Origin of the sequence: Saccharothrix espanaensis DSM 44229 (assembly GCF_000328705.1) — a bacterium.
GTDB classification, from domain to species: Bacteria; Actinomycetota; Actinomycetes; order Mycobacteriales; family Pseudonocardiaceae; genus Actinosynnema; species Actinosynnema espanaense.
Window position 1 is genome coordinate 7253239 of record NC_019673.1, and the last position, 24740, is coordinate 7277978.

Consider the following 24740-nt stretch of genomic DNA (forward strand, 5'->3'; position numbering starts at 1 on the left):
CCTCACCTCGCCGACGACAGGAAGCCGTGGTGGGCCAGTTCGAGCGTCTCGGTCGCGACCTTCGGCGAGTCGGCGGACAGCTGCGGCCCGCTCCACCGCACGGGGACGACGCCGGACAACGACCAGCTCGCGATCACCGTGCCCTGCAACGTCCGGGCCTCGATGACCGCCGTCTTGCGCGAGATCCCGGCCGCCATGCCCGCGATCCACGTGATGATCTTGGCGGAGTCCTTGGTGACCGGCCGGGAGAGCTTGACGTTCGAGTACTTGATCCGCGTGGGGAGCTGCCACACCATCCCGTTGTTGCCGCCCTCTTCCCGCTGCTCGACGGTGAACTCCACGCCGAGCCCGTCGCAGCTGTTGAACGACCCGAGGCTCTCGTCGTCGATGCGCACCACGAAGCACACCGCGACCGCCTCCTCCACCTCAGCCATCGCCCCAGTCCTCTCAGTGCCACCGGTCGGTCAACGACCCGCGCCGTTCCCGGTCCAGCCAGAGTTCGGCCTTGAGCCGGCGCAACAGCGGGTCGTAGAGCTTCTTGAGCAGTTCCTCCGGCTCCGGCCCACCCGCCGACGCGGGCGGGCCGGCAGCGGCCGGAGCGGCGGACACGTCGGGCGCGTCGGCGGGCACATCGGCCACCTCCCGCGCCACCACGACCTCGGCGGCACGCTGCGGAACCTGCGGTTCGGGCGTCGAGGCCGGGCCTTCGACCCGCTGCACGAACGTCCCGGTGGTGTGCGAAACCGCCACCGGCGCCCCCAACCCCACCTGCCGAACCCGAGGCAACAACGCCCCGGTCTCCTCGACAATTCGTTGCACGTACCCGTTCGGCGTTGTGCGCGCTGTGCGCGCTGTCGCCGCTGACACCGGGGCCGTCGACGTTGCCGGGGCCGGCGGCCCAGCCTGACCCCCCACACCGAGCGTGCTCCGGTCAGGCTCGACACCCGCCACCACATCGGCACTCCGCAACACTCCATCCCGCTCAGAAGATCCCGAGGACATGACGCCGGGCGCGGTGGTTCCCGATGCGGTGACACTCGATGTGACGATCCGTTGGGCCGCGATCGTCGGCGCAAGCCCCGACGGCACAACGGTCACGCCAGGCGCTGTTTGCATCTCGGGCACGGGCAGTTGCGCCTCGACATGGTCTGGTTCGCTCAACACAGGCAATGCCGATGCCATCCCCAGCACCGGCCCGGTGGACTCCCTCACGAGTCCCGTGTCCAGCGTCCTCCCGCCTGACGGCGACCCTTCCTCCGCCCGACCAGCGGCAGGTTCGACCCGAGGCAACCCCAGCCCCAGCCGCGGCGGAGCAGATCGAGGTCGGGCCTCGACCCGAGCCACGACCGGCCGCTCAACCGACACCGAGGTCCCCGAAACAGGAACCGACCCCCGGTGCGCAGACTCCACGGACCGCTGCACGACACTCGGCGGCTCGACGCTCGGCGGCTCCACGCTTCTGGCTGCACCGGCCCGAGGCTCAACGGTGCGCTCCACTCGGGACTCGCCCACGATCGGCAAACCCGGCTCCGCAAACGTTTCCGTAGGCGCGATGGCCCGCTCCACCTGCACCGACTCCGGAACTCCCAGCACCGGTGCGGGTGACACAGGTTCGGGTGACGCAGACCCGTTTGGCACCGGCTCGGCCGAAGCGGACCCGAGTGCTATCGGCTCGGCGGGTGCGGGCTCGACCGCGATCTGTTCTGCCGCGACCTGTTCTGCCGTGGCCAGCTCAACGTCCGGCGTCGGAATCTGCGCCGAAACGGGGATCGGGGTCGGAATAGGGGCCGCCGTGGTGGGAGCAGTGGCGGGAGGTCTCAGTGAGGCCAGCAGGCGTTGCACTACCGAGCCGCGTGGCTTGCGGGTCGGGGAGTGGGCCAGGGGCATCGCCACGGACGGCTCGGCCGGCCTCGGCACCACCGGACGGGCCAGGCCGTCGATCAGGCCGGACGGTTCGTCGGACGCCACCCGGTGCGCCAGCGGCTCCAGGTAGGCCGGGGACCGCCAGGACGCCAGCGACGACGAGAACCGCTCCACCGGGTTCACCAGCGGGTGGTCCGGGAGCACCCGCTGGATGGGCGGCAGCGCACGCCACTCCCCGCGCAGCACGGGTTGCGCCGCACGCGGCTCGGCCTGCCTTCTGCCCCACGGCCACATCGCGGTTCACCGCCCCTGGCTGATCCGGTTGTTGATACGGGCGATCTCGGCCACGTACCGCAGCCGGTCGTGGTGCTCCATGTCCACGATGGAGTCCCACGACCAGTGGAAGTGGTACGCCACGTACGCGACCTCCTCGTGGAGGCGATCGGCCGCGTACGTCACGATTCCCCCAGGCGGCCGCCCGCGACGTCGACGCTGAACCCGTGCCCGCACTCCGGGCACGCCACCGCCGCGCGGGTGTGGCCCTCGCTGTTGATCCTGCGGTACATGTCCTGGAGGAACGCCAGGTCCGAGGCGAACAGGTTCTCCACGACGCCCACGTGGACGTCGGTGACCGTGCCGATCCGCTCGATCACGCGGGCCAGCAGCACCACCGTGAGGTAGGCCGCGTTCTCCCGCACCCGGTCGTCGCGCAACGGCACCAGCTCGTCCCGCGCGGTGGCCAGGCGCATCACGCCCGACCGGTGCACGACGCCCGTGTCGTCCACGTACCCGCGCGGCAGCTCGAAGGCGAACTCGGTGCGCATCAACGACTCCGGCGCGGGCACCGGGTCCGGTGGTTGCGGTGGAACCGCGGCCATCACCCTGCGCATGGCGTCACTCGACTTCCATCTGCTCGTAGGTGATCACGAGCTTCTCGGTGAGGACGCTGGTGTCGCCGGCCTTCAGCGAGCCGATCTCCAGCGACTTGGGCCACGCGTTGGTCAGCTTGTACCGCTTGATCGCGTTGCCCTCGTAGTCGTAGACGATGATCGCGCCGCCCTTGCGGGCGCTGGCCATCTTGCCGAAGTGCGCGTCCTTGACCCACTTCTCGAAGCTGTTGTCGCCGGTGAGGCCGCGGGTCAGGGTGACCTCGCCCGCCTTGGGCCGGCCGGGCAACTTCTTGATCATGTACTTGCCGTCGTTGGTGTTCTGCTTCAGCTCGATGACGTCCTGCTCCATCTTCAAGCCGGAGACCTCGGAGATCTGCTTGATCGCGACGCCGTCGACTTCGAGCCCGAACGAATGGCCGACCGAGGTGTCGAGGTCGGGAAGGGCCATGACTCAACCGCCTTTACTCGTTGACGAGGCTGGTGCCGCCGGAGATCTGGGCCAACCGGAAGATCACGAACTCCGCGGGCTTCACCGGGGCGATGCCCACCTCGCAGACCACCTGGCCGAGGTCGATGCTCTCGGCGGGGTTGGTCTCGCGGTCGCACTTGACGTAGAACGCCTCGTCCGGCGTGAGGCCGAACAGCGCGCCCTTGCGCCACTCCGTCACCAGGAAGGAGCTGATGGTGCGGCGGATCCGGGCCCACAGCGCGTCGTCGTTCGGCTCGAACACGACCCACTGGGTGCCGATGAGGATGGAGTCCTCCAGGTAGTTGAACAGCCGCCGCACGTTCAGGTACCGCCACGCCGGGTCGGACGACAGCGTGCGCGCGCCCCACACCCGGATGCCCCGGCCGGGGAACGACCGCACGCAGTTCACGCCGATCGGGTTGAGCAGTTCCTGCTCCGCCTTGGTCAGCTGGGTCTCCAGGGCCACCGCGCCGCGCACGACCTCGTTGGCGGGAGCCTTGTGCACGCCGCGCGTGCCGTCGGTGCGCGCCCACACGCCGGCCATGTACCCGCTGGGCGGCAGGAACTTGTGCTCGTCGCTCGCCGGGTCGAAGATCTTGATCCACGGGTAGTACAGGGCGGCGTACTTCGAGTCGTAGCCCGCGACGTTCTGCCGCCAGTCCCGGACCTGCTGCGGGTTCAGGTCGGGCGGCGGGTCGAGGATCGCCATCCGGTTGCCCATCAGCTCGCAGTGGGCGATGATCGCCAGCTGCACGGCCTTGACCGACTCCAGCGAGATCAGACCCCGCTGGTAGGAGCTCATCAGGTCGGGGACGGCGACCATGGTGATGTTCTCGATGGCTTCCAGGCCGCCGAACCCGGTGCGGTCCGCGACGTCGCCCACGTAGTCGTCCGGGGCGATCTTGCGCGGCACGGGCGGGGCGGCGGGCGCGTTCTTCAGCGTGACCGCGCCCTTGTCGGGCTTGGCCAACGCGGTGGACGTTTCCTCGATCGTGATCAGGTTCGATTTCTCCTGCACGACGGTGAGCACGTTGTCCTTGGTGCGCTTGGTGGTCACGTTGTGCGTCTCGACCACCCGGCCGTTCTGCCTGACCAGCAGCGTGAACCGGTCCTCCGGCTGGTTCTCGCCCACCGCGTCGGCCACCTCGACGGTGATCTCCGGCGCGCCCAGTTCCTTGGCCTGCACCCGGTAGTTGCCCAGGACGGCCTGCGGGCCGGTCGGCTCCGCGCCGTTGCCGCTGCCGTTGCCGCGCTCGCCGCCGATGCGGACCACGTAGCAGTTGCTGCCGCCGTTGAGGAAGTAGCCGTAGACCGACTGGGCCAGGTAGCAGTCCTCGACGAAGTCGCCGAAGGTCTGCGTGTACTGCGCCCAGTTGGACACGAGGGTCGGGGTGTTGAAGGGGCCGCGCGCGGCGAATCCGACGAAGGCGGCGACGGCGGTGCCCACGCCCTCGATGGGCCGCGCACCCGCTTCCACCTCCTCGACGTACACCCCCGGCGAGAGATAGGTGGGCATTTGCGTTGCCTCCCAAGTCCGTGCGGAACCGGCTGTGGGGAGAATGCTCCGGCCGGCGAGCACCTCCGCGAAACGACCGTGCGGGCTGTGCCAGGGGGAACCGATAGCTGCCCGAAGAGGCAACCGCCGGTCCGGCCGTTCCACGGGCAGCCGAAACCACCACACGGGAGGCGTCCCGACCAACCGGCGCGCACGTCGAAGAGCGGAATTCACTGCACCACAACGGTTTCCACGCACGCCGACGATCGTCGTGCGTGCGTCCCGAACGGGAAGGGCCCCTGGGAAGCGGCTACTCGGCCTCTTCCTCTTCTTCCCGCTGCACGTAGGTCTGCGCGGCCGGCGCTTCCTCTTCTTCCACGGGCGCGTCCTCGCGCTGCACGGTCTCCCCGACGTGGTCGTGGCCGTCGTGCCGCTGCACGGGGGCGGTGGGCGCGGCCGACATCACGTGGTCGGCGTTGGCACTGGCCTCGCGCTCGAAGCGGTCCGACGGGTCGCTCACCTTCACGCCGCCGCCGGCGTCCGCGCCGTCGACGGGGCCGCTGCGCTGCTGCACGACGTGCGTCAGCTCGTGCGCGAGCACGTGCTTGCCGGAGTCGGACGACGGGTCGTACCTGTCGTTCTGGAACACGATGTTCTCGCCCACCGTGTACGCCTGCGCGTTGACCGACTTGGCCGACTCGTGGGCCGCGCCGTCGGTGTGCACCCGGACGCCGGAGAAGTCCTGGCCGAACCGGGATTCCATGTCCTCGCGCACGCCCGCGTCGAGCGGCGACCCGGTGGACCTGATCACGCCGTGCACCGGGGACTCCTCGTCCACCACGGCGCTCGCGCCCGCGTTGCCGACCGCGCGTTGCAGGCCCAGCATGCCCGCCGGGCCCAGGACGTCGGCCCGGCCGGCCGCCGCCGCACGCCCCATCAGGTCGTGCTCCTCGCGTTCGACCCGGTCGCCCTTCGGCCGGAACGAGGCTTCGCCGTCGTGCTCGTGACCGCGCATGGTCGCCCCCACGTGTCAGAGGTGTCGCCCTAGAGGATGGTCCCGCCGGCGCGGGCCGCGCCGGCATCGGCCGCACGCCCACACGGGCGTTCCGGGCTGCCCGAACGGGCAGTGCACGCCCGCCTGGCGCACCGTCCCCGGTCACGACGCGACCAGGTCCAGGTACGGCCCGAACTCCCGCGCGCCGACCAGTCGCCCCAGCTTGCGGTACTCGCGGGCGACCGCGCCGACCACCTCGGCCATCCCGACCGGCCGGCCGCCCCCGGCGGCCAGGTAGGCGGCGGTGACGGCCGCCGAGCGGATGTGCCCGCCCGCCAGCTCGAACGCCGCGGCCAGGAAGTCCAGGTCCACCTCGGTGCGCGGCGCGCTGCTGCCCAGGCACTTGTCCCACAGCACCCGGCGCAGGTCCCGCTCGGGCACCGGGAAGTCGACCACGACGTCCAGCCGCCGGGTGAACGCCTCGTCCAGGTTGGCCCGCAGGTTCGTGGCCAGCACGGCGATCCCGTCGAAGGTCTCCATGCGCTGCAACAGGTACGCGCTCTCGATGTTGGCGTACCGGTCGTGCGCGTCGCGGACCTCGGACCGCTTGCCGAAGATCGCGTCGGCCTCGTCGAACAGCAGCACGCCGTTGACGCCCGCCGCCTCGGTGAAGATCCGCTCCAGGTTCTTCTCGGTCTCGCCGACGTACTTGTCCACGACGGTCGCGAGGTTCACCGTGTACAGGTCGAGGCCCAGCGACGCGGCGATCACCTCCGCCGACATCGTCTTGCCGGTCCCGGAGTCGCCCGCGAACAGCCCGGTCACGCCCCGCCCGCGCCCGCCGCCGGGGCGCATCCGCCACTCGTCGATGACCTGGCCCCGGTGCTTGGCGCGGGCCGCCAGCTCCTGCACCATGCCCACGACCGCGCCCGGCAGCACCAGGTCGTCCCACGTCACGGCCGGCTCGATGCGGCGGGCCAGCCGTTGCAGGCCGGCCGCGTTCTGGCTGCGCGCGCCCGCCCGCAGGTGCGCGGTGGTCACGACGCCGCCGTCCACCAGCGCGGACACCGACGCGGCCCGCGCGGCGCGGGTGATCTGGCCGGGCCCGAGCACGAAGTGCGCGGTGGCCGCGCCCGGGTCGACGCCCGGCGCGAGCTTGCCGTGCAGGCGTTCCCGCCACAGGTCGGCGCGGGAGGCCGCGGGCAGCGCCGGAGCCTCGTGCAGCAGCGGGGGATCGGTGCTCCACTGCGGGTTCCAGATGTCGGGCCCGTGCACCACGAGTGGCACCGACGGGTGGGTGAGCGGGCGCAGCCGCGGCTCGTCCTCGACCGGCCCGAGCACCACGCCCGCGCCGCGCAGCACCGCCTCCCGCAGCACGGCGGTGGCCAGTTCGTCGTGGTCCGGCTCGGCGCGCAGCCGGACCGCGTCGACCTCCAGCACCGCGAACCCGGCGTGCGCCAGCGCGGCGGCGGCCAGTTCACGCGCGCCGCCGCCCGGCCGTTCCCGCAGGTGCACCAGCCGGACCTCGGCCCGCAGCGCCCGCACGATCCGCGCCACGTCGGCGGCGGGCACCGGCTCGTCCACCACCCTGGCCACGCCCGCCAGCGCCGCGTCCGGCACGTCGTCGCCGAGCAGGTGGTTGACCACCCGGTCCGGCACGCGCAGCGACCGGGACAGGAACGGGCGCTCCCGGTCCTCCACCACCAGCAGGCCGGCGGCGAGCAGCGGGGCGGACGGGTCGAGCCGCGACCGCCCGGCGGCCGACGCCTCGGGCAGACCGCACAGCCGCAAGGCCAGCCCGGCCGTGGCCCGCCGCCGGGTCACGTCGTCGTTGAGGTAGCCGTAGAACTGCTCGAACCGGCTGTCCACGTCCGGCGCGAGCGCCACCAGCAGCACCTCGACGTCCAGGCCGGAGAGCCCGCCGACCTCGGCCAGCCGGCCCAGCCGGCCGGAGGCGACCGCGGACTGCGACGGCACGAACGGATCGCGCCGGGACGCCAGCAGCGACTCGATCGCCTCGTCGGACAGGTAGAGGCCGCGGAACGGGTCGTCCGGGTTCGGGTCGGCCTGGCGGCGCGCCGCGACCGCGTCCCGGATGCGCCGCTCCAGCGCGGCCAGCCGGGCGAACAGGTGCGGCAGGCTGCCCGCGTTCACGGGAGCCTGCGCGACAGGGCGGGGCGGTGGGCGACCGAGTCGTCACCCAGCTCCAGCCGCAGGCCGTCCTCGACCGGGGGCCCGGCGGCGAACACCCGGCCCGCGTCGACCGGGGCGGACACCACGACGTCCAGCGACGGCTTGAGCTCGCCGCCCAGCGCGGTCCACACGTCGGCGAACGCCCGGTCCTCCGGCGGCGGCAGCGCGACGGTCATCGGGACCGGGAGTTCCAGCGCGGCCAGCGAGCCGGTGAGCAGGGCGGCGGGCAGGGACTCGTGCCGCAGGATCCCGACCAGGAGTTCGGACAGCAGCCGGTGCTCGTCCTCGGAGCGCTGGGTCCACGCGGTGACGAGGTAGGAGAGCTTGATGTAGCGGGGCGGCAGGTGGCGGGCGACGACCTTGCCGTCGTCGTACTCGTTGAGCAGGCCGCGCTGGCGGCGGCGCACGTCCTCGCGGATGTCGTAGAGGTAGACGTTCACGGTGGGCGCGTTGCGGCGCGCCGCCCAGTCCTTGGTCGGCGCGTCGAACGCGACCTCGACGTCCGTGCCGCGCAGGGCGTCGTCCCGGACCAGCCGGCGAAGGGCCTCGTCCACCTCGTGAATCACGCTCCCACCCTGGGCCGCGGTGAAGGTCGCCGGGCAGCGGCGCGGCGGCGGTCCTGGGGGCAGCGCCGGCTGCCCGCGAGGGCAGTTCACCGGCCCAACCATTTCATTTGCAATTACCGCAGTACTACGGAAACGACGGTTCGGGCCTCCGCTTTTACGCGTATTGAACCCGACCTGATCGGTGCTACTGTGCGCGCCAACCGAGACGTCCCGGGCGAACTCGCGAGCCGTCCTCGGATGGTTGCCGCAGAAAGGATCCGTGGCCAATGGATGGTCGGCACCAACGGGCGCGCACCTCGTCGGACGATCCCGAAAGTGAGCCGACTTCGCCGCGGACGGCCATCTCGGTGGCCCGCTGGTCCGGCGCGGCGACCAGTCTCACCGGAACGCTGATCGCCATTCTGACATTTCCCACGGTAGTGCTGAAAATCATCGGCGCGGCGGTCTGCCTGCTGATCGGGGTGACCGTGCTGACCACCACGCGGGCCCGGGACAGACCCCCGCCGCGCGTGCTGCTGTCGTTGACGCTGGCCGGCGGCGCGGCATTGGCGCTGGTAGTCGTGCTGGCGAGCGGGCACGCCCCGACCGAGCAGGCGACCTCGCAGGCCGCGCCGGGCACGCCCACCACCGCCGCCGACACGATCGGATCGGCGAAATCGATCCCGAACACCGCCCCCGGCGCCATTTCCCTGGTCGACGTGGGACCGGTCCGCAACGACCCGGCGGAAAACCTCTGGACCACCGGCCCGGTCCGGCTGAAAGGCGTGCCGCACGACCAGGCGATAGCGGCCACCGGCGCGTGGTGCGGTTCGAACCAGATCGAATACCCGCTGGACGGCCGGTTCGACCGGTTCACCGCATTCGTCGGCATCTCCGACGAGTCCGCCGAGACCAAACCGCTGGACTTCTTCGCGCTGACCGACGGAAATCGCGTGGTGGACCTGGCCGCGGTGAGCAACAAAGCGCCGCAACTGGTGGAGATCGCGGTGACCGGCGTGGCCCGCCTGGTGATCGGCGTCAAACCACCCGCCGGCGACCCCAGCAACTGCCCCGGCCCGGAACGCGTGGGCGTGTGGGCCGACCCGCTGCTGATCCCGGTCAGGTGACCACCCGACCCGTTCAAGGGGGCGGGACCCCGGGCCGGCTCGCCTTCCGAGCCGGCCCGAACCCCTCAACCCTCGGCCACGTACGAGGTCACGTCCTCGGCCACGTCCTCCGGCAGGTCCTCGACGTCCTCGAACCACGACGTGACGTTGTCCAGCGCGGCCGCGACCAACTCGGCCTGCCTGGGCGTGATGACGATGACCCGCCCGGCCGAATCGGTCACTTTCACGTGCGGCAGGGACAGTTCGATGACCGCCGGTCCGAGATCGCCGAACCCGGGCACGACGAATCGCTTGCCGAGCGGCCGACTGGCCATGTGGTCGAGCTTCTGCTGGGTGTTCATGACGGCAGGTTGACATTGTGCGACGGGTGCAATACATAGCCCGATCGGGTCATTGCCGATCAAATGCAGAATTGACGACGATTGGCCGCATGCCAGGAAACGCCTACACGTCGGTGCGCTCGCGGACCGTGGCCAACGCACTGCGACTCTACCGCGAGCAACACCACATGAGCTGCGAAGACGTCGCGGAGATGCTGGGCGTGTCGGCCAGCAAGATCAGCCGGATGGAGACCGGGAAGAGCGGGCTGCAGATGGACGACGTCGCCTCCCTGCTCGGCTTCTACAAAGTCCCCGGCGCACGCCGCCGCGAACTGCTCGACCTCATGCGCCGGGGCGAGGAGATGGGCTGGTGGGAACGTCAAGCCGGACTTCCGAAGCTGTGGCGCGCACTGATCGACTTCGAGAACAAAGCGTTGCGCATACACAACTACCAAGCTTTGATGATCCCCGGCCTGCTCCAGACCGCCGAATACGCCCACGCGCTGGTGAAAGCCATAGACCCCACCCTCTCGGAGTACGAACTGGACAAGCTGGTCTCGGCCCGGATGGCCCGGCAGACCCTGTTGTCCCGGAGCAACGGTCCGCAGTACCTCGCGGTGGTCCACGAAGCGGCGCTGCGCATCGAGGTCGGCGATCGCGGGGTGATGCGCCGCCAGCTCCGCCAACTCCAGAACGTCCTCGAACGGCCGAACGTCACCGTCGTGGCCGTACCGATGAGCGCCGGGCCGCACGTCGGGCTGCGCGGTGCGTTCATGGTCTTGGAGTTCGAGCACGAGCCCGCGATCGTGCACGTGGAGAACCAGGTGACGGGCCTCTTCCTGGAGGACCCGGCGGATCTGGAGGGCTATCGCCTTGCTCTCCGCAATATCCTCGGGGTGAGTCTTGCACCCGGTGCAACGGCCGACCTGCTCGCCGAGCTGATCAAGGAGTGACCGTGGACCTGACCACAGCCCGCTGGCGCAAGAGCAGCCGCAGCAGCAACACCTCCGACTGCGTCGAACTCGCCCGCACGGACGCAACCGCAGCCATCCGCGACTCCAAGAACCCCACCGGCCCCACCCTCGCGTTCACCACCAAGGGCCTGACGGCCTTCCTGGCCGGCCTGAAGTAGCGCCGGCCATTCATGATCTTGGACTTTGATCACGGGCCGTCCCCGTGCACGTGCTCGCCGAGCTGATCAAGGAGTGACCGTGGACCTGACCACAGCCCGCTGGCGCAAGAGCAGCCGTAGCAGCGACACGTCGAACTGCGTCGAACTCGCCCGCACGGACGCAACCGCAGCCATCCGCGACTCCAAGAACCCCACCGGCCCCACCCTCGCGTTCACCGCCAAGGGCCTGACGGCCTTCCTGGCCGGCCTGAAGTAGTGACCGTCTCCGGCGGCCGGGGTTGCCGGCCGCCGGAGACGGCTCAGTACCAGTCCGACCAGGGTCCGGAGCCCGCGCTGGCCTGCCGCTTGCAGTGCGAGATGTGGTCGGGGCCCCAGGCGCAGACCACGATGCTCAGGTCGGTCGCGTAGCCCACGTTCGGCTTGGTCGTGAGGTAGCCGCCGAGGCTGCTCCAGTTGCTCCAGCCGCCGGGCGAACCCGCGGACTGCCAGATGTGGTGCATGGCGTTCCCGCCGCCGATGCCGAACACCTCCAACGTGCAGGCGGCGTTGTAGTTCCGCGCGACGGCGATGTCGTAGACGAGCGACCCGCCGAGGCTGTGCCAGCCGCTCATCGGACCGCCTGGGGACACCTGCCACTGGTGCCACAGCGCCCCGTTGTCACCGATGCGGAAGTTCTCCACCCGGCCGTCGCAGTTCGATATCGAGATCGGCGTGGTGGCCGGCGCGGTCACCGCCCCCTCCGCCCGCGGTGCCGCCGCGGCGGTGCCGGAGATCATTCCGGCGACGCAGACGGCCACCGCCGCCGCGAGCACCAGTCCCCTGGCGCGCCCCAGCCTGTTCACCCTGTTCGACAACACGGCAATCCCCTCTCCTACGCCGGTGGATCGGGCCTCGGACCGTCCGACCTGGTCGGACCGGGCTGTCGATCCGGGTCACAGCATGTCGACGACCGATTGCCGTTTCGTTGCCGGCGACCCCCGCCGGCCGCCTCACGCCGTCCCCGAACCGCCGTGCCCGCCGGCCGGAGCTTTCTCGATTCCGACGTCCTGTCCTGTGTGGACGGGGTGTAGTCGGCGCACGACCCGGGTATGCGCCACGCATGGACCGCGCGGACGTGGAATTGACCCTGGCGGCACGACCCGCGCACCTGTCCACGGTCCGAGCCGTCGCCAAGGCCATTGCCCGGCCGCTGCCCGGACTCGCGGTGGACCTGGTCATCGCGGTGGACGAGGCGTGCGGGACGTTGATCGCCCGCGCCCGCCGGCACGCCCTGCTGGTGTGCCGGTTCGTCCGAGACGGTGATTCCGTTCGGTTTCGCGCACAGGTCCGCTCCTCGGCCGTGACCGTCCCCGACCACCGCTCGTTGTACTGGCGGGTCGTCAGTTCGGTGACCGACACGGTGGCCACCTGGGTGGACGGAGACGGCCTGTTGCACGTCGAGTTGAGGTGCCGGGCATGAACGCGGTCGACTACCAGCCGCTGTTCGTGGAACTGGCGGCGGCACAACGTGACGGCTCGCGCTATGCGCGGCTGCGCGACCACCTGGTCACCGAGCACCTACCGCTCGCCTGGCACATCGCCGACCGGTTCGCCGAACGCGGGGAGAACGCGGACGACCTCAGGCAGGTCGCCGCCTTGGGGCTGATCCACGCCGTGGACCGGTTCGACGCGAGTCGCGGCATCGAGTTCCTGGCCTTCGCGGTGCCCACGATCACCGGCGAGGTGCGGCGCTACCTGCGCGACCAGGGGTGGGCGGTGCGGGTGCCGCGCCGGCTCAAGGAGCTGTGCCTGTCGATCGACACCGCGCGGGTCGAGCTGGCCCGGCGCACCGGCCGCTCCCCCAAGCCCACCGAGGTCGCCCGGCACCTGGGCATCGGCCTGGACGAGGTGTACGAGGGCCTGCACGCCACCTCCGCGCACCACCTGCTGTCGCTGGAGGAGCTGACCGGCGGCGAGCTGGCCGCCGACGGGCTGGCGTTCGACGACCCGGCGCTGGAGGTGGTGGAGCTGCAACACGCGCTGGACCCGATGCTGCGCGGCCTGCCCCGGCGCGAGCGGCGGATCGTGGTGCTGCGGTTCTTCCGGAACATGACGCAGAGCCAGATCGCCGACTCGGTGGGAGTCTCCCAGATGCACGTGTCCAGGCTTTTGAGCCGATCACTGGCCCGGTTGCGCAGTCTGCTCGATGATGTGTGACTGAGCCCACACCGGGCTGGAAAGCGGGGTGGTCGCCGTGGCGGACCTGTCCTGGCCGCAGCGCACGGCGCTGGTGCTCGGCGCGCTGCTCGTGGTGTGGGGGTTGGTCGACTTCGTCGCCGGGCGCACGCCGCTCGGGCTGCTGCACGTGATCACCGGGGCGGCGGTGCTGGTGGCCGCGTTCCGGGCGCGGGCGATCCGGCTCGTGGGCACGTTGATGGGACTGGTGTTCCTGGTCGTGTTCGCCTACGGGCTGGGCGACACCGGCGGCGCGATGGACGCCGGGTTCCTGGGCAACGCGGCGCACCTGCTGCTCGGGTTCGCGTCGGTCGGGATCGCGGAGAGCTGCGTGTGGTGCGAGCAGCGCACCCGCGGCGCGGTGCGGCGGGTCGAGCGCCTGCCCTAGCCCGCCGCGCGGTTGCCCCGGACGTGGGACGGGTACCTCCTCGGTGACGACGACCGGGAGGGACCGCGATGCAGAGCTGGCACGGGGTGGTGGGGGTCGACGGTCCGTTCGCCTCCGTCTACCTCGACGTGAGCGACCACCTGGACCTGCGGTGGCGTGCGGTCCGGGACCAGTTGGAGGGCTTCGGCGCGGGGCCCGGCGTGCTGGCGGTGCTCGACGGGGCGATGGTGGAGGCGACGCCGGCCGGGATGACCGGGCGGGCGCTGGTGGTCGGCGACGGGCGGGTGCTGGTGGACCGGTTCCTGCCGGTGCCGCCGACCGGGTACGTGGCGCGGTTCGGCGACCTGCCGTACCTGCTGCCGATGGTGGACCTCTCCGAGCCGCTGCTGCCGCACGTCGTGGTCGACGTCGGCGCGCACGGCGCGGAGCTGCGCGGCGTCGACCCGACCGGCCGGGCGGTGGCGGTGGCCTCGGTGGGGGCGCGCCGGCCCGACCGCCGGCTGGACCCGGCCGAACTGGCCGACGTGGCGTCCGAGGCGACCTCGCTGGTGGACCTGGTGCGCGCGCCGCTGCTGGTGCTGGCCGGCACGTTGTCGGCGCGGCGGTCGCTGCGGGTGGCGCTGCCCGAGCGGTACCGGCACCTGGTGGTCGAGGTGGAGGGCGCGCCGGACCGCGCGGTGGCGGCGCTGGCCGGGCGGGCCGACCAGGACGGCCGGCGGGCGGTGGTGCAGCGGTTCCGCGACGAGTCGGCGCGGCTGACCGGGCGGGCCGTGCACGGCGTGGCGGCGGTGCAGGCCGCGCTGGAGGCCGGGACGGTCGGCACGCTGCTGCTCAGCGACCCGCTGGTCGGGTCGCTCGACGCCGACGGCGGGCGCGCCGACGAGGTGCTGCCGCTGCTGGCCGCGGCGTCCGGGGCGGAGGTCGTGCTGGTCGGCGACGCCGTGCGGCTGCACGAGGACTCCGGCGCGCTGTTGCGCGACTGAAGACGTCACCGCGCGACCCGCTGGGCGGGCGGTGCCGGGACCGTGGGCACGGCGGCGGAAACCCACTCGCTAAAATTCACCCGGAAGTTTGGGTTGAACCGCGCGCCCACGGGGTATTGGTGCGCCATGACGCAGTCGAGGACCGTGGGCGGGGGGACGCCGCCCGTCGACGTCCCGGCGCGCATCCCCCCGTCTGCAGTGCAGGATCACCCCGGAGTCGACGGATTCCGGATTACCGTGGACCACGCGCCGCACCGGCGGTGCGCGATGAGAGAGGAGACGGGCGTGCCAGAGCCCTCGGCAGCGCTCGCGTCCGTACAGGTGGACCGGTCGGACGGGGTGGTGGTGCTGCGCGTGTCCGGCGAGCTGGACGCGAGCAGCGCGGACGAACTGGCCAGGCCCCTCAAGAGCGCCCTGGTCGACGGGGTGCGGGGTGTGGTGGTCGACCTGACGCAGGTCCGGTTCCTCGGGTCGGCGGGTCTCGAATCGCTGGTCACCGGCAGCAAACGGGCGGACGGGCTCGGCGTGCCGCTGCTGGTCGTCGCCGTCGGCCGCGCGGTGCTGCGGCCGATCGAGGCGACCGGGCTGACCGCGGTGTTCACCCTCGCGGAGACCCTGGAAGAGGCCCTCGGGCGGATCTAGCCCTCGCGCACGCCAGGTGCGGCGGGCGGAGCCGGTGCTCGATCACCGGAACTCCGCCCGCCGTTCGCTTTTCCCACCCCTGTGGCGGGCGTCCCGAGCGCACCGCGCGCCCACCCGGCAGGCTGGCCGTGAACGTGACCGGCTCCTGCGGGCAATACCGGGTGTGAGGACGATGACCGATCACGCGGCACCCGCGTCCCGGGCGGCCCACGCGGACGACCGACCCGACCTGTCCGGCCCGCGGCCGGACCAGGTCTTCGGGGACCTGTTCGACCGCCACGCCCGGCCGCTGCACCGCTACCTGGCGCGCCGGGTGGGCGACCTCGCCGACGACCTGGTCGGCGAGACCTTCCTGGTGGCGTTCCAGACCCGGACGGGCTACCAGCCCGACCGCGGCACGGTCCGGGCGTGGCTCTACGGCATCGCCACGAACCTGCTGCGCCGACACCTCCGGCAGGAGGTGCGCGGCCTGCACGCCGCCGCGCGGGCGGCCGGTTCGGCGGCGGGCGACGAGGACCACGGCAACCGGGTGTCCGACCAGGTCGACGCGCAGGCCCGGACCCGGCTGCTGGCCGGCGCCCTGGCCGGGCTCGACGTCGGCGACCGGGACGTGCTGCTGCTCACCAGCTGGGCCGGGCTCGACTCGAACGAGGTCGCCGAGGCGCTGGGCATCCCGGTCGGCACCGTCCGGTCCCGGCTGCACCGCGTCCGCCGCACCCTGCGCGCCCACGCACCCACCACCGACCACGCGAGGACTCGCGATGAGTGACGACAACGTCCACCGCATCTGGACCGACGACGAGCTCGACGGCGCGCTGGACGCGCTCAACGCGGACACCCGCGCCGACGAACCGGCCCTGGCGCGGGCCAGGGCCGCGCTGGTGGGCACCGCGCTCGCCGGCGGCACGACGACGAGCACCACCGAGCAGGGGGAGATCGAAGTGACCGAGGAACAGCGTCCCACGCGGTCCAAGCGGCGCTGGCTGGCCGGGGCGGCGGCGGTGGCCGTGCTGGTCGCGGCCGGGCTCGTGGCGCAGACCGTCTCGTTCGGCCGCGACCGCGCGCCGGCCAGCGCCGAGGCGGTCTCGGCGCTGGACCGGGCGGCGGCCCTGACCATCGGCGCGGCCGACCCGGCGGTCGGGCCCGGCCAGTACCGCTACGTCGCCACGCACGCGTGGTGGATGGCCTCGACGGCGGGCACCGACAAGCAGTTCGCCCGGCTGGCGGAGAACGTGCTGGAGACGTGGGCGCCGACCGACCCGCGCGACGAGTGGCTGCTGCGCCGCGACGTGACCGGCAACCAGCAGTGGGTGCTGGGCACCGAGCAGGAGGCCAAGGCCGCCGGGGTGTCCGCCGAGGGCGGCTGGCCCGAGGGCGAGTGGCGGGCCCCGTGCGGCGACTTCTTCGCGCAGGACCCGGCGAAGCGCTGCGCCGAGCCGGGCAACTGGCAGAACCCGACCGCGCAGTGGCAGGCGGGCCTGCCCACCGACCCGGACGCGCTGTTCGAGCGGCTGTCCGCCGACGCCCCGGACAACGACCTGGGCGACGCCGAGCTGCTGGTCTACGCCGCCGACGCGCTGCGCAGCGGCCTGGTCGGCAAGGACCTGCGGGCCGCGCTCTACCAGGCGCTGGCCAAGCTGCCCGGCCTGGAGGTGACCGAGAAGCAGGCCAACCTGGCCGGGCGGGTCGGCACCGCCCTGGGCATCGACGACGGCACCACCCGGCACGAGATCATCATCGACCCCGCGACGGGCCAGTTCATCGGTGAGCGCCAGGTCGCGAGCCGGGACGGGGACTCGTTCAAGGCGGGCACCGTGCTGAGCTTCACGTCGGTGGACACCGGGGTGGTCGACACGATCGGCGTCAAGCCCGCCAGCTGACCCGGGGGGAAGGGGGTCCGTGCGCGTCGGGGGCGCACGGACCCCCTTCGTCGTCCCGGGTTCAGTCCTGGCCGATGTCCTCGAACCACAGCTCCGGGCGGGCCGCGATGAAGTCGGTCATCAGGCCGGCGCACGCCGGGTCGTCCAGCAGGGTGATCGCCACGCCGTGCTCGGCCAGCCAGTCGTGGCCGCCGTGGAAGGTGCGGGCCTCGCCGACCACCACCCGGGGGATGCCGAACTGGCGGACCAGTCCGCTGCAGTACCAGCACGGCGACAGCGTGGTGACCATGATCGTGTCGCGGTAGGTGCGCCGGCGGCCGGCGGCGCGGAACGCGGCGGTCTCGGCGTGGGTGGACGCGTCACCGTCCTGGACCCGCCGGTTGCGGCCGCTGCCGAGCAGCACGCCGTGCACGTCGAACAGCGCCGCCCCGATCGGGATCCCGCCTTCGGCCAGCCCCGTCCGGGCCTCCCGCACCGCCACCGCGAGCATGTCCTGTGCGTCCACCCGCCCAACCTATCCGGTCACCCGCGCGCCGACGCCGGTCGGCGCGCAGGTGCTGGAGCCGACGCGGTCGCCCTCGGGGCGGTCGAGCAGGTCGGCGGCGGGCACGCGGGGTCAGCGCCTGACGGCGTGCTCGGTGAAGTGGCCGCAGGCCCGGAAACCCAGGCGGCGGTAGACCGGTTCGCCGTCGGCCGACGCCTGGAGGACCGCGATCCGCGAGCCCAGGGCGCGGGCGGTGCGCAGGGCGGCGACGGTGATCGCGCCGCCGTGGCCCCGGCGGCGGTGCGCCGACAAGGTGCAGATGTTGTAGATCCCGGCGACACCGGCGTGCGGGAACACCTCGGCCGAGCACACCGGGACGCCGTCGGCGTACCCGACCAGGTACCGCGCCAGGCTCGTCAGGGCCTCGGTGGCGGCGAAGAAGTCGCGGACGGTCGCGGCGGGCGGCGTCCAGTTCGCGGCCAGGACCCCGGCGAAGTCGGCCAGTTCGTCCTTCGTGCTCACCACGCGGAGGTCGAGCTCGGTCGGCGGCGCGGGGCGGTCGTCGAGCTCGGCCCACATCGCGGTCTCGCGCTCGACCGGCGGGAACCCGGCGGCGGCCAGCCGGTCGGCCAGGTCGGGCGGGGTCGACGCGGGGCCCACCCACCAGGAGAACGGACGGCCGGCAGGCAGGCCGGCGACCGTCTCGGCGATGCGGCGGTCGGCGCTGCCGGCCGTGAAGCGGGCCGCGGCGACGATGTTGAACGTGTCGTCGGCCAAGCCGCTGTCGGCGACCAGGACGTCACCGGGCTCGGCTACGGTCGAGCCCGGCAGGCCGCGGCGCAGGTGACACGCGTGCTCGGCCAGGTTCGCCTCGATGCGGGCCGAGAGGTCGTCGGCACTGGTCATGAGATCACCCCAAGGTATCGCTGACGGTGGGCAACCGGCGGGGCAGCGGTCCGGCGCCCCCGCCGCGCACTACGCGCCGGAGCACTACGCGCCGAAGCAGAGGAACCCGACGCTGGCCGCGAACTCCGCGTCACCGCCGTCGGCGTGCGCCCGCTGGGCACCCGCCAGCGCGACCGCCGGGGCCTCGCCCAGCCCCAGCCGCCGGTGCAGGTCGACCATCAGCGGCGTGGTCACCTCGGCCGGCACCGGCACCACCGGCGCGACCAGGGTCCGCGTGCCCAGGCCCAGCAACGCCGACGTGAAGCCCATCAGCTCGTCGCCCGGCCGCACCGCCGACAACCCCGAGTCGCACGCCGACAGCACCACCAGCGCGGGCGGGGTGCGCAGGCGCTCCAGGTCGTAGACCGTCAGCGGGCCGTCGGCCAGTTCCAGCGCCGAGAACAGCGGGTTGTCCGCGCGGAACGAGCCGTGCGCCGCGACGTGCGCCAGCGGCGCGCCGTCCATCGCCGCCGCCACCGCGTCCACCGTCGCCGCCCCGCCCACCAGCACCGTGGCCTCGGTCGCGAACGGCGTGATGGCGGCGATCTCGGTCGGCGCGGCGGGCAGCCTCGGCCCGGCCGCGAGCACCGGGCGGTCGTGCGGCACCCGGGACGACGCCGCCGCACGCTGCCACACCGTCGCCGACGGCACGACCGTCACCGAACGCCCCCGGCAGCCCGGCAGCGCCGACCACGGCAGACCGCCGAGCAGCCCGGTCGGCGCGAGCACCAGCGCACGCCCGTCCAGCCTGCGCCGCAACGGTTCCAGCAGCCGTCGGTCCAAAAGGGACGCTGCGTGTTCCGCGCCCGCGCGCACCGCCGTGCGGTCCAGGTGCTCGGGCAGCGTCACCAGCCGGTGCAGCGCGAACCGCAGCAGCCGGATCTCGCGCACCGCGCCGTCCAACGGCCCCAGCCGGTGCAGGCTCGCCCGGCCGCCCGCGACCACCACGGCCAGCAGCGCGCCCTCGAAGTCGACGTACTCCACCAGCGCCGCGTCCCCCAGCGCCCACGCCAGGTCGCGCACCGCGGGCACCCGGTCGACCGCTCCCCCGCCGCTGGTCTGCCGGGTCAGCTCGCGCACCCGCTGCTCGCCGCGCAACTGCCGCTGCCGCAGCGCCGACGTCGGCTTGCCGGCCAGCAGCGCCAGGTCGATGTCCGAGGTCACCGCCCGCAGCTCGGCCAGCGCGTCGGCCAACCCCGAGTCCTCCGGCGGGCGCGCGGGCGTCATCCGCATCGCCCCGGCCCGCCAGCTCTCCGCCCAGCTCAGCACCTGCCCGGCGTGCCCGCCGGCGACCGCCGTGCGCAGACCCTCCAGCGCCAGCGCCTTGCCCTGCGCGCCGCTGAGCGCCCGCAGCTCCGCCGCGCCCAACGACACCCGGTACTCGTCGAGCAGCCCCAGCCCGCGTCGCAACGCGCTCTGCGCGCCCCGCGCGTTGCCCGCCAGGTCGCGCCGCAGCGCCTCGGCGTACCAGCCCTGCACGCGGTGCGCCGCCGGGCCGCCGCGCCGGGCCGCGCCGGCCGCCGTCAGCTCGACCAGCGCCCGCCTCTTGTCGCCGAGCTCGCGGGCGATCAGCGCCGCGTCCACCCGCGCCTCCAGGCCCGCCATCCGCCAGCCCAGTTCGTCCAACCGGGACGCCACCCGCGTCATCGCCGTGCACAGCGCCCGCGACCGCTCGCCGCTCAGGTACGCCGCGCGCAGCTCGACGTGCCGCGCGCCGACCTCCCACACCTCGCGCTTCTCGCGACGGAAACCCTTGCGCGCCAACACCGCCGTCCGCACCGCCAGGTCGAGGTCGCCCTCCATCAGGGCGATCCGCGCCCGGTAGAACAACGCCTCCGAGCGGGCCAGCACCAGGCTCTTGTCCAGCTCCAGCAGCGCCCGGTCGGCCGCCGCCCGCGCCTCCTCCAGCAGCGGCACCGACACCAGCACCTCCAGCCGGTTGATCAGCAGCGCCGGACGCGGCACCTCCAGCCGCCGGTACTCCCGCTCGGCCTCGGCGAACATGGTCAGCGCGCGCGGCACGTCCCCGGCGCGCGACGCCGAGATGCCCGCGTTCCACCGCACGTCCGCGACCGCCAGCTCCTGGTCCAGCTCCCGGTACAGCGCGGCGGCCCGGTCGAAGTCCTCGTCGGCCGCCCGCAGGCCACCGGTGTAGGCGCGCAGCAGGCCCCGGTTGTTGCGGGCGCGGGCCTCGCCGAGCTTGTCGCCGTCGCGCCGGGCCGCCTCGATCGCCCAGTTGTACTCGCGGCGCGCCTCGTCGTAGCGGCACAGGTAGTGCAGCACCAGGCCGCGCTGCATCCGGGCGTAGTCGGCGTCCACCCCGCGCAGCTCGGGCAGCGCCGCGTTCACCGTGCGCAACGCCTGCGCGTGCCGCCCGGTGTTGGACAGCACGAACGCGAGGCTCACCCGGGCGAGCGCGGCGAGCCGGCCCGAACCCGCTTGCTCGGCGATCCGCACCGCGCGCCTCAGGTGCCGCAGCGCGCCGTCGAACTCGTGCAGTTCGCGCAACGACAGGCCGATCGCCCGTTCGGCGGTGGACGCCTCGCGCGCGTCGCCCGCCGCCCGCGCCGCCTTCAGCGCCGAACGGCCCATCTCTATTGCCGCGTGCGGGTCCCGTTGCCGGGCTTCCAGCGCTGCGGCAGCGGATACACCGGTCACGAACCACACTTTATTACCAAGAACACTGTGGTAGCTTGATCAAGCTCAGCACCCGTCTACGCTGCATGTGAGGCCGTGGTGTCCGAATCGTCGAACCGCCCAGAGCTGTACGTGAGAGCGTTCGAGCAGGCGATCAGGGAGCACAAGGACCTGCGGCTGCACGCCGAGCGCGGTCGCGAGTTCCTGTTCGTCGCGCGGGAGCTGCTGACCATCCCCGAGGACGTGCTGCGGGTCGCTCGCAAGCTCACCCAGAACGGGATCGGCAACGAACGCGGACGCGATTTCGCGGGCATGTCCCGACTGGTGCTGCCGCGCAACCCCGACGACATCCCGGCCATCGTCCGGTTGCTGCGCGACCCGCAACAGTGGCCCGGCGAGCGGGTGCCGTTCGTGCAGCCGCACCACGCGGTCGTCGGCCACGGCGGCAACATGCACGGCCACCCCGGGCAGCCCCCGCACGTCGCGGGCCCCATCCCGGACCCGCCCGCGGGCTCGGAGGCCAAGGGCAAGGGCGTCGTCGTCGGCATCCTCGACACCGGCATCGCCAAGACCGCCGCGAACGACCACCCGCTGTGGCTGGGCGGCGCGTACCTGCCCCGGGCCGACGAGGTCGACGCCGCCTACTCCAGCGGCGACGTGTTCGCGCTCGAAGGCGGGCACGGGACGTTCGTCGCGGGCGTGGTGCGGCAGGCCGCGCCGGGCGTGCGGTTCGACCCGGAGAAGGCGCTCGACCCGTCCGGGCTGGGCACCGAGGAGGACTTCGCGCGGGCGCTGGGCTCGTTCGACGAGCAGGTGCAGATCGTCAACATCTCGCTGGGCTGCTTCACCCAGGACGACGTGGCCTCGGAACCGGTCCGCCGCGCGCTGGCCAAGCTGCCCAGGACGACCGTGGTCGTCGCGTCGGCCGGCAACCAGGGCACCAACCGGCCGAGCTGGCCCGCCGCGCTGCCCGGCGTGGTCGGCGTGGCCGCCGTGGCGCAGGAGCGGGACGGCACGCGCGCGCCGGCGTGCTACTCGAACTTCGGGCACTGGGTGGACGCGTGCGCGGTCGGCAACCGCACCAGCACCTACCTCAAGGGCAAGTGGGCGCTGCCGGGCGACACCGCGGTCGACGTCTACGACCGGTTCGCCTACTGGCTGGGCACCTCGTTCGCCGCGCCGCACGTGTCCGGGCGGATCGCCGAGACCATGACCACCCACGGCCTGACCGCCGAGGCCGCCCGCGACAAGCTGCTCGCCGGACCGGCGTTCTTCCCGAACTACGGGGTTCTCGTGGAGTAGGCGTATCTGGCGAGGACGCCCGCGCTCCGTAGTGTGTGGAAGCAACGAGGAGACCCGAGCCCAGGAGGGGCCGTGACCCCTGCATCTCCCACCGCCGCGCTGGTCGGCGCGGCGGCGCAGGGCGACCAGCGGGCGTGGAACGAGATCGTGGACCGCTACACGCCGCTGGTGCTGTCGGTGATCTACAAGCACCGGCTGCGCCCGGCGGACGCGGCGGATGTCAACCAGACGCTGTGGCTGCGCCTCGTCGAGCAGATCGGCAAACTGCGCGACCCCGACGCGCTGCCCGGCTGGATCTCCACCACCACCCGCAACGAGTGCCTGCGGATGCTGCGCATCCAGCAGCGCACCCAGCCGTACGACCCGCTGTCCGACGAGGAGCCGGCCAGCCCGGTCGACGCGGTGGCGGACCTGGACGAGGAGATGGAGGCCGCGCAGCGCCGGCAGGCGTTGCGCGACGGGTTCCGGACGTTGACCGCGCAGTGCCGGGAGCTGCTGGCCAAGCTGATGGCCGACCCGCCACCCAGCTACGCCGCCGTCAGCGAGCAACTGGCGATGCCGGTCGGCAGCATCGGGCCGACCCGCATCCGGTGCCTGGAGAAGCTGCGCCGGACCCCCGAGGTGCTGCGGCACCTCGACCCCCGGCCGGTCCGCGGCGGTGTCGGAGGAGGTGTGCCCGGTGAGCGTTCCGGGGTGGGAAGGCGATGAGGTCCTGCTCAGGGACCTGACCGAAGCGCTGGCCGAGGCGCGCGCCGTGCCCGAGCAGTTCTACGAGGCGGCGCGGGCCGCGTTCACCTGGCGCACCGTCGACGCCGAACTGATGCTGCTGACCAGCTACGACTCGATCCTGGACGCCGAGCTGGCGGGCCGGGCGCGGGCCGCGCTGACCGCCCGGCAGCTGGTGTTCGACGCCGAGGGGATCTCCGTGCAGGTGGAGGTGACCGAAGCCGGCGTGGCGGGGCAGGTGCTGCCCGCGCGGGCGGCCCGGGTCACCCTGCTCACCGCGACCGGCCCGGTGGAGGACGCCGAACTGGACGAACTGGGGTGCTTCCTGCTCGGACCACCCCCGGCCGGCCCGATCCGGTTCCGCCTCCAGACCGGCAGCACGACCGTGATGACCGACTGGGTCTGCGTCTAGCCCCGTCGCGATGCCCAGCCCTTCGCGACGGGGCCCTTTCACGCCCGCCCCGCGGCCGTGGCTGCCTGCTCGCCGTTGCCCCCTCCTGCCCGGTCACGCCCGTCCTCTGTTGTCTGCTCGCCGTTGTCCACTTGTGGGTGATCACGGTGCCGAATCGATCGGAACAGGCCCAGCCGCCAGTACCGTGAAGCCGGATCTTCTTCCCGACGGCGGAGGCGTGGGCGGTGACCGAACAAGTGCGCTGGTCACCGGCCGGGGTCGACCTCGACCTGCCGAGCTCGGCCCGCATCTACGACTACCTGCTGGGCGGCGGGCACAACTTCGCCGCCGACCGGGCCGTGGGCGAGGCGCTGGCCGAGGTGCTGCCCGTCCGCGACATGGCCCGGCTCAACCGGTCCTACCTGCGGCGCGTGGTGCTGGCGCTGGTCGAGGCGGGCGTCACCCAGTTCCTCGACCTCGGGTCGGGCATCCCGACCGTGGGCAACGTGCACGAGGTGGCGCAGGACGCCAACCCGAAGTGCCGGGTGGTGTACGTGGACATCGAGCCGGTCGCGGTGACGCACGCCGAACTCCTGCTGGCCGCCAACCCGGACGCGACGGTGATCCTGGCCGACCTGCGCGACCCGGACGCGGTGGTGAACGCGCCGGAAACCCGGCTGCTGCTCGACTTCAGCCGCCCGGTGGGGCTGCTCGCCGTGGGCGTGCTCCAGTTCGTGCCCGACGCCGACCGGCCGCGCGACGTGCTGGCCCGCTACCGCGACCTGCTCGCGCCGGGCAGCTACCTGGCGCTGTCGCACTTCACGCCCGACCGGATGCCGCGCGAGATGGCGGCGGGCGCGGACATCTTCCAGCACACCGCGGAGCCGATCACGCCGCGCACCCGTGCCGAGGTGCTGGCCCTGGTGGACGGCTTCGACCTGGTCGAGCCGGGCCTGGTGTTCACGCCCGAGTGGCGGCCGGAGTCACCCGACGACGTGCCGGCGGACCCGGGTCGCGCGAACCTGTACGCGGTGGTCGGCCGCAAGCCTTGACGCGGGGTGGGTCGGGTACGCAAGATTTGCGCACCTGATCTTATGCGCCACCCCTCCGCGATGACCGA

Annotated in this window: 29 protein-coding genes; 15 read left to right on the top strand and 14 right to left on the bottom strand. The window is 72.8% G+C overall.

The features are described from left to right. Window positions 1–2: 2 nt before the first annotated feature. The 9 genes from BN6_RS31405 to BN6_RS31440 all read right to left on the bottom strand — a co-directional run bounded on the left by BN6_RS31405 (window position 3) and on the right by BN6_RS31440 (window position 8470). Window positions 3–434: a phage tail protein gene (locus BN6_RS31405; protein WP_015103871.1), complete on the bottom strand. Its 432-nt coding sequence runs from the start codon at window positions 432–434 to the stop codon at window positions 3–5. Between the two features lie 13 nt (window positions 435–447). After that, window positions 448–750 (bottom strand): hypothetical protein, encoded by a 303-nt coding sequence (locus tag BN6_RS31410; RefSeq protein ID WP_148303102.1) that lies wholly within the window; start codon window positions 748–750, stop codon window positions 448–450. 1413 nt (window positions 751–2163) lie between these two features. Further along, complete coding sequence (locus BN6_RS47515; protein WP_015103873.1) at window positions 2164–2322, bottom strand: DUF6760 family protein; 159 nt, start codon at window positions 2320–2322, stop codon at window positions 2164–2166. Then, the gene (locus tag BN6_RS31415) at window positions 2319–2753 is read right to left on the bottom strand and encodes a hypothetical protein (RefSeq protein ID WP_015103874.1); all 435 of its coding nucleotides are present in this window, start codon (window positions 2751–2753) and stop codon (window positions 2319–2321) included. Before BN6_RS31415 ends, BN6_RS47515 begins: the two co-directional genes overlap by 4 nt. Before the next feature lie 4 nt (window positions 2754–2757). Beyond that, entirely contained in the window at window positions 2758–3201 is a 444-nt protein-coding gene (locus tag BN6_RS31420) for a phage tail protein (protein WP_015103875.1), read from the bottom strand. 13 nt (window positions 3202–3214) lie between these two features. Continuing rightward, window positions 3215–4738 carry a phage tail sheath family protein gene (locus BN6_RS31425; protein WP_015103876.1) on the bottom strand — a complete coding sequence of 508 codons (1524 nt, stop codon included), beginning with the start codon at window positions 4736–4738 and terminating at the stop codon, window positions 3215–3217. Window positions 4739–5027: 289 nt separating this feature from the next. Then, window positions 5028–5732, bottom strand: a complete 705-nt coding sequence (locus BN6_RS31430) for an eCIS core domain-containing protein (RefSeq protein ID WP_015103877.1) — start codon at window positions 5730–5732, stop codon at window positions 5028–5030. 141 nt (window positions 5733–5873) lie between these two features. Continuing rightward, entirely contained in the window at window positions 5874–7865 is a 1992-nt protein-coding gene (locus tag BN6_RS31435; RefSeq protein WP_015103878.1) for an ATP-binding protein, read from the bottom strand. Further along, on the bottom strand, window positions 7862–8470 hold the full coding sequence (locus BN6_RS31440) for a DUF4255 domain-containing protein (RefSeq protein ID WP_015103879.1): 609 nt from the start codon (window positions 8468–8470) through the stop codon (window positions 7862–7864). Before BN6_RS31440 ends, BN6_RS31435 begins: the two co-directional genes overlap by 4 nt. A 419-nt stretch (window positions 8471–8889) precedes the next feature. Between BN6_RS31440 and BN6_RS31445 the strand changes: the two genes are divergently transcribed. Then, window positions 8890–9576 carry an NPCBM/NEW2 domain-containing protein gene (locus BN6_RS31445; RefSeq protein ID WP_041314713.1) on the top strand — a complete coding sequence of 229 codons (687 nt, stop codon included), beginning with the start codon at window positions 8890–8892 and terminating at the stop codon, window positions 9574–9576. A 65-nt stretch (window positions 9577–9641) separates the two neighbouring features. Here the strand turns inward: BN6_RS31445 and BN6_RS31450 are convergent, their stop codons facing one another. Then, a complete protein-coding gene (locus BN6_RS31450; protein ID WP_015103881.1) occupies window positions 9642–9917 on the bottom strand; it encodes a hypothetical protein in 276 nt (91 codons plus the stop codon). A gap of 89 nt (window positions 9918–10006) precedes the next feature. On the opposite strand from BN6_RS31450, the gene BN6_RS31455 reads away from it, so the two are divergent. The 3 genes from BN6_RS31455 (at window position 10007) to BN6_RS31465 (ending at window position 11284) form a co-directional block, all read left to right on the top strand. After that, window positions 10007–10849 carry a helix-turn-helix domain-containing protein gene (locus BN6_RS31455; protein WP_041314716.1) on the top strand — a complete coding sequence of 281 codons (843 nt, stop codon included), beginning with the start codon at window positions 10007–10009 and terminating at the stop codon, window positions 10847–10849. A 2-nt stretch (window positions 10850–10851) separates the two neighbouring features. Then, window positions 10852–11028: a DUF397 domain-containing protein gene (locus BN6_RS31460; protein ID WP_084672949.1), complete on the top strand. Its 177-nt coding sequence runs from the start codon at window positions 10852–10854 to the stop codon at window positions 11026–11028. Window positions 11029–11107: 79 nt separating this feature from the next. Next, a complete protein-coding gene (locus BN6_RS31465; RefSeq protein WP_015103883.1) occupies window positions 11108–11284 on the top strand; it encodes a DUF397 domain-containing protein in 177 nt (58 codons plus the stop codon). Window positions 11285–11327: 43 nt separating this feature from the next. On the opposite strand, the gene BN6_RS31470 is transcribed toward BN6_RS31465, so the two are convergent. Further along, entirely contained in the window at window positions 11328–11885 is a 558-nt protein-coding gene (locus BN6_RS31470; RefSeq protein ID WP_015103884.1) for a hypothetical protein, read from the bottom strand. Window positions 11886–12127: 242 nt separating this feature from the next. Here BN6_RS31470 and BN6_RS31475 point away from each other — a divergent pair, with 242 nt between their 5' ends. The 7 genes from BN6_RS31475 (at window position 12128) to BN6_RS31505 (ending at window position 17135) form a co-directional block, all read left to right on the top strand. Next, window positions 12128–12487: an ATP-binding protein gene (locus tag BN6_RS31475; RefSeq protein WP_015103885.1), complete on the top strand. Its 360-nt coding sequence runs from the start codon at window positions 12128–12130 to the stop codon at window positions 12485–12487. Further along, on the top strand, window positions 12484–13224 hold the full coding sequence (locus BN6_RS31480) for a SigB/SigF/SigG family RNA polymerase sigma factor (RefSeq protein WP_015103886.1): 741 nt from the start codon (window positions 12484–12486) through the stop codon (window positions 13222–13224). The genes BN6_RS31475 and BN6_RS31480 overlap by 4 nt, the downstream gene beginning before the upstream one ends. Before the next feature lie 37 nt (window positions 13225–13261). Further along, window positions 13262–13630 carry a hypothetical protein gene (locus BN6_RS31485; RefSeq protein ID WP_015103887.1) on the top strand — a complete coding sequence of 123 codons (369 nt, stop codon included), beginning with the start codon at window positions 13262–13264 and terminating at the stop codon, window positions 13628–13630. Between the two features lie 68 nt (window positions 13631–13698). Continuing rightward, the gene (locus tag BN6_RS31490) at window positions 13699–14613 is read left to right on the top strand and encodes a baeRF2 domain-containing protein (protein WP_015103888.1); all 915 of its coding nucleotides are present in this window, start codon (window positions 13699–13701) and stop codon (window positions 14611–14613) included. 285 nt (window positions 14614–14898) lie between these two features. Then, the gene (locus BN6_RS44500) at window positions 14899–15255 is read left to right on the top strand and encodes an STAS domain-containing protein (protein ID WP_158509470.1); all 357 of its coding nucleotides are present in this window, start codon (window positions 14899–14901) and stop codon (window positions 15253–15255) included. Window positions 15256–15427: 172 nt separating this feature from the next. Further along, complete coding sequence (locus BN6_RS31500) at window positions 15428–16024, top strand: RNA polymerase sigma factor (protein ID WP_015103890.1); 597 nt, start codon at window positions 15428–15430, stop codon at window positions 16022–16024. Next, window positions 16017–17135, top strand: a complete 1119-nt coding sequence (locus BN6_RS31505) for a CU044_5270 family protein (RefSeq protein WP_015103891.1) — start codon at window positions 16017–16019, stop codon at window positions 17133–17135. The genes BN6_RS31500 and BN6_RS31505 overlap by 8 nt, the downstream gene beginning before the upstream one ends. 61 nt (window positions 17136–17196) lie before the next feature. Here the strand turns inward: BN6_RS31505 and BN6_RS31510 are convergent, their stop codons facing one another. From BN6_RS31510 to BN6_RS31520, 3 genes are all read right to left on the bottom strand, one after another. After that, on the bottom strand, window positions 17197–17625 hold the full coding sequence (locus BN6_RS31510) for a nucleoside deaminase (RefSeq protein ID WP_015103892.1): 429 nt from the start codon (window positions 17623–17625) through the stop codon (window positions 17197–17199). Window positions 17626–17751: 126 nt separating this feature from the next. Further along, complete coding sequence (locus tag BN6_RS31515) at window positions 17752–18525, bottom strand: GNAT family N-acetyltransferase (RefSeq protein ID WP_015103893.1); 774 nt, start codon at window positions 18523–18525, stop codon at window positions 17752–17754. An 84-nt stretch (window positions 18526–18609) separates the two neighbouring features. Next, entirely contained in the window at window positions 18610–21222 is a 2613-nt protein-coding gene (locus BN6_RS31520; RefSeq protein WP_148303103.1) for a CHAT domain-containing protein, read from the bottom strand. A gap of 111 nt (window positions 21223–21333) precedes the next feature. Between BN6_RS31520 and BN6_RS31525 the strand changes: the two genes are divergently transcribed. From BN6_RS31525 to BN6_RS31540, 4 genes are all read left to right on the top strand, one after another. Beyond that, window positions 21334–22503 (top strand): S8 family peptidase, encoded by a 1170-nt coding sequence (locus BN6_RS31525; RefSeq protein WP_231904804.1) that lies wholly within the window; start codon window positions 21334–21336, stop codon window positions 22501–22503. Window positions 22504–22575: 72 nt separating this feature from the next. After that, window positions 22576–23211: an RNA polymerase sigma factor gene (locus BN6_RS31530; RefSeq protein WP_015103896.1), complete on the top strand. Its 636-nt coding sequence runs from the start codon at window positions 22576–22578 to the stop codon at window positions 23209–23211. Then, window positions 23183–23641 carry a hypothetical protein gene (locus BN6_RS31535; RefSeq protein WP_015103897.1) on the top strand — a complete coding sequence of 153 codons (459 nt, stop codon included), beginning with the start codon at window positions 23183–23185 and terminating at the stop codon, window positions 23639–23641. Before BN6_RS31530 ends, BN6_RS31535 begins: the two co-directional genes overlap by 29 nt. Before the next feature lie 224 nt (window positions 23642–23865). Beyond that, window positions 23866–24672, top strand: a complete 807-nt coding sequence (locus tag BN6_RS31540) for an SAM-dependent methyltransferase (RefSeq protein WP_015103899.1) — start codon at window positions 23866–23868, stop codon at window positions 24670–24672. The last annotated feature ends 68 nt before the right edge of the window (window positions 24673–24740 follow it).

What these genes read in the sequence shown, in the direction of transcription:
- BN6_RS31425 (WP_015103876.1), bottom strand. Translation starts at nt 4,738, where the DNA reads ATGCCCACCTATCTCTCGCCGGGGGTGTACGTCGAGGAGGTGGAAGCG.
- BN6_RS31475 (WP_015103885.1), top strand. Translation starts at nt 12,128, where the DNA reads ATGGACCGCGCGGACGTGGAATTGACCCTGGCGGCACGACCCGCGCAC.
- BN6_RS31480 (WP_015103886.1), top strand. Translation starts at nt 12,484, where the DNA reads ATGAACGCGGTCGACTACCAGCCGCTGTTCGTGGAACTGGCGGCGGCA.
- BN6_RS31450 (WP_015103881.1), bottom strand. Translation starts at nt 9,917, where the DNA reads ATGAACACCCAGCAGAAGCTCGACCACATGGCCAGTCGGCCGCTCGGC.
- BN6_RS31510 (WP_015103892.1), bottom strand. Translation starts at nt 17,625, where the DNA reads ATGCTCGCGGTGGCGGTGCGGGAGGCCCGGACGGGGCTGGCCGAAGGC.
- BN6_RS31505 (WP_015103891.1), top strand. Translation starts at nt 16,017, where the DNA reads ATGAGTGACGACAACGTCCACCGCATCTGGACCGACGACGAGCTCGAC.
- BN6_RS31515 (WP_015103893.1), bottom strand. Translation starts at nt 18,525, where the DNA reads ATGACCAGTGCCGACGACCTCTCGGCCCGCATCGAGGCGAACCTGGCC.
- BN6_RS31405 (WP_015103871.1), bottom strand. Translation starts at nt 434, where the DNA reads ATGGCTGAGGTGGAGGAGGCGGTCGCGGTGTGCTTCGTGGTGCGCATC.
- BN6_RS31420 (WP_015103875.1), bottom strand. Translation starts at nt 3,201, where the DNA reads ATGGCCCTTCCCGACCTCGACACCTCGGTCGGCCATTCGTTCGGGCTC.
- BN6_RS31490 (WP_015103888.1), top strand. Translation starts at nt 13,699, where the DNA reads ATGCAGAGCTGGCACGGGGTGGTGGGGGTCGACGGTCCGTTCGCCTCC.
- BN6_RS31430 (WP_015103877.1), bottom strand. Translation starts at nt 5,732, where the DNA reads ATGCGCGGTCACGAGCACGACGGCGAAGCCTCGTTCCGGCCGAAGGGC.
- BN6_RS31455 (WP_041314716.1), top strand. Translation starts at nt 10,007, where the DNA reads ATGCCAGGAAACGCCTACACGTCGGTGCGCTCGCGGACCGTGGCCAAC.
- BN6_RS31415 (WP_015103874.1), bottom strand. Translation starts at nt 2,753, where the DNA reads ATGCGCAGGGTGATGGCCGCGGTTCCACCGCAACCACCGGACCCGGTG.
- BN6_RS31500 (WP_015103890.1), top strand. Translation starts at nt 15,428, where the DNA reads ATGACCGATCACGCGGCACCCGCGTCCCGGGCGGCCCACGCGGACGAC.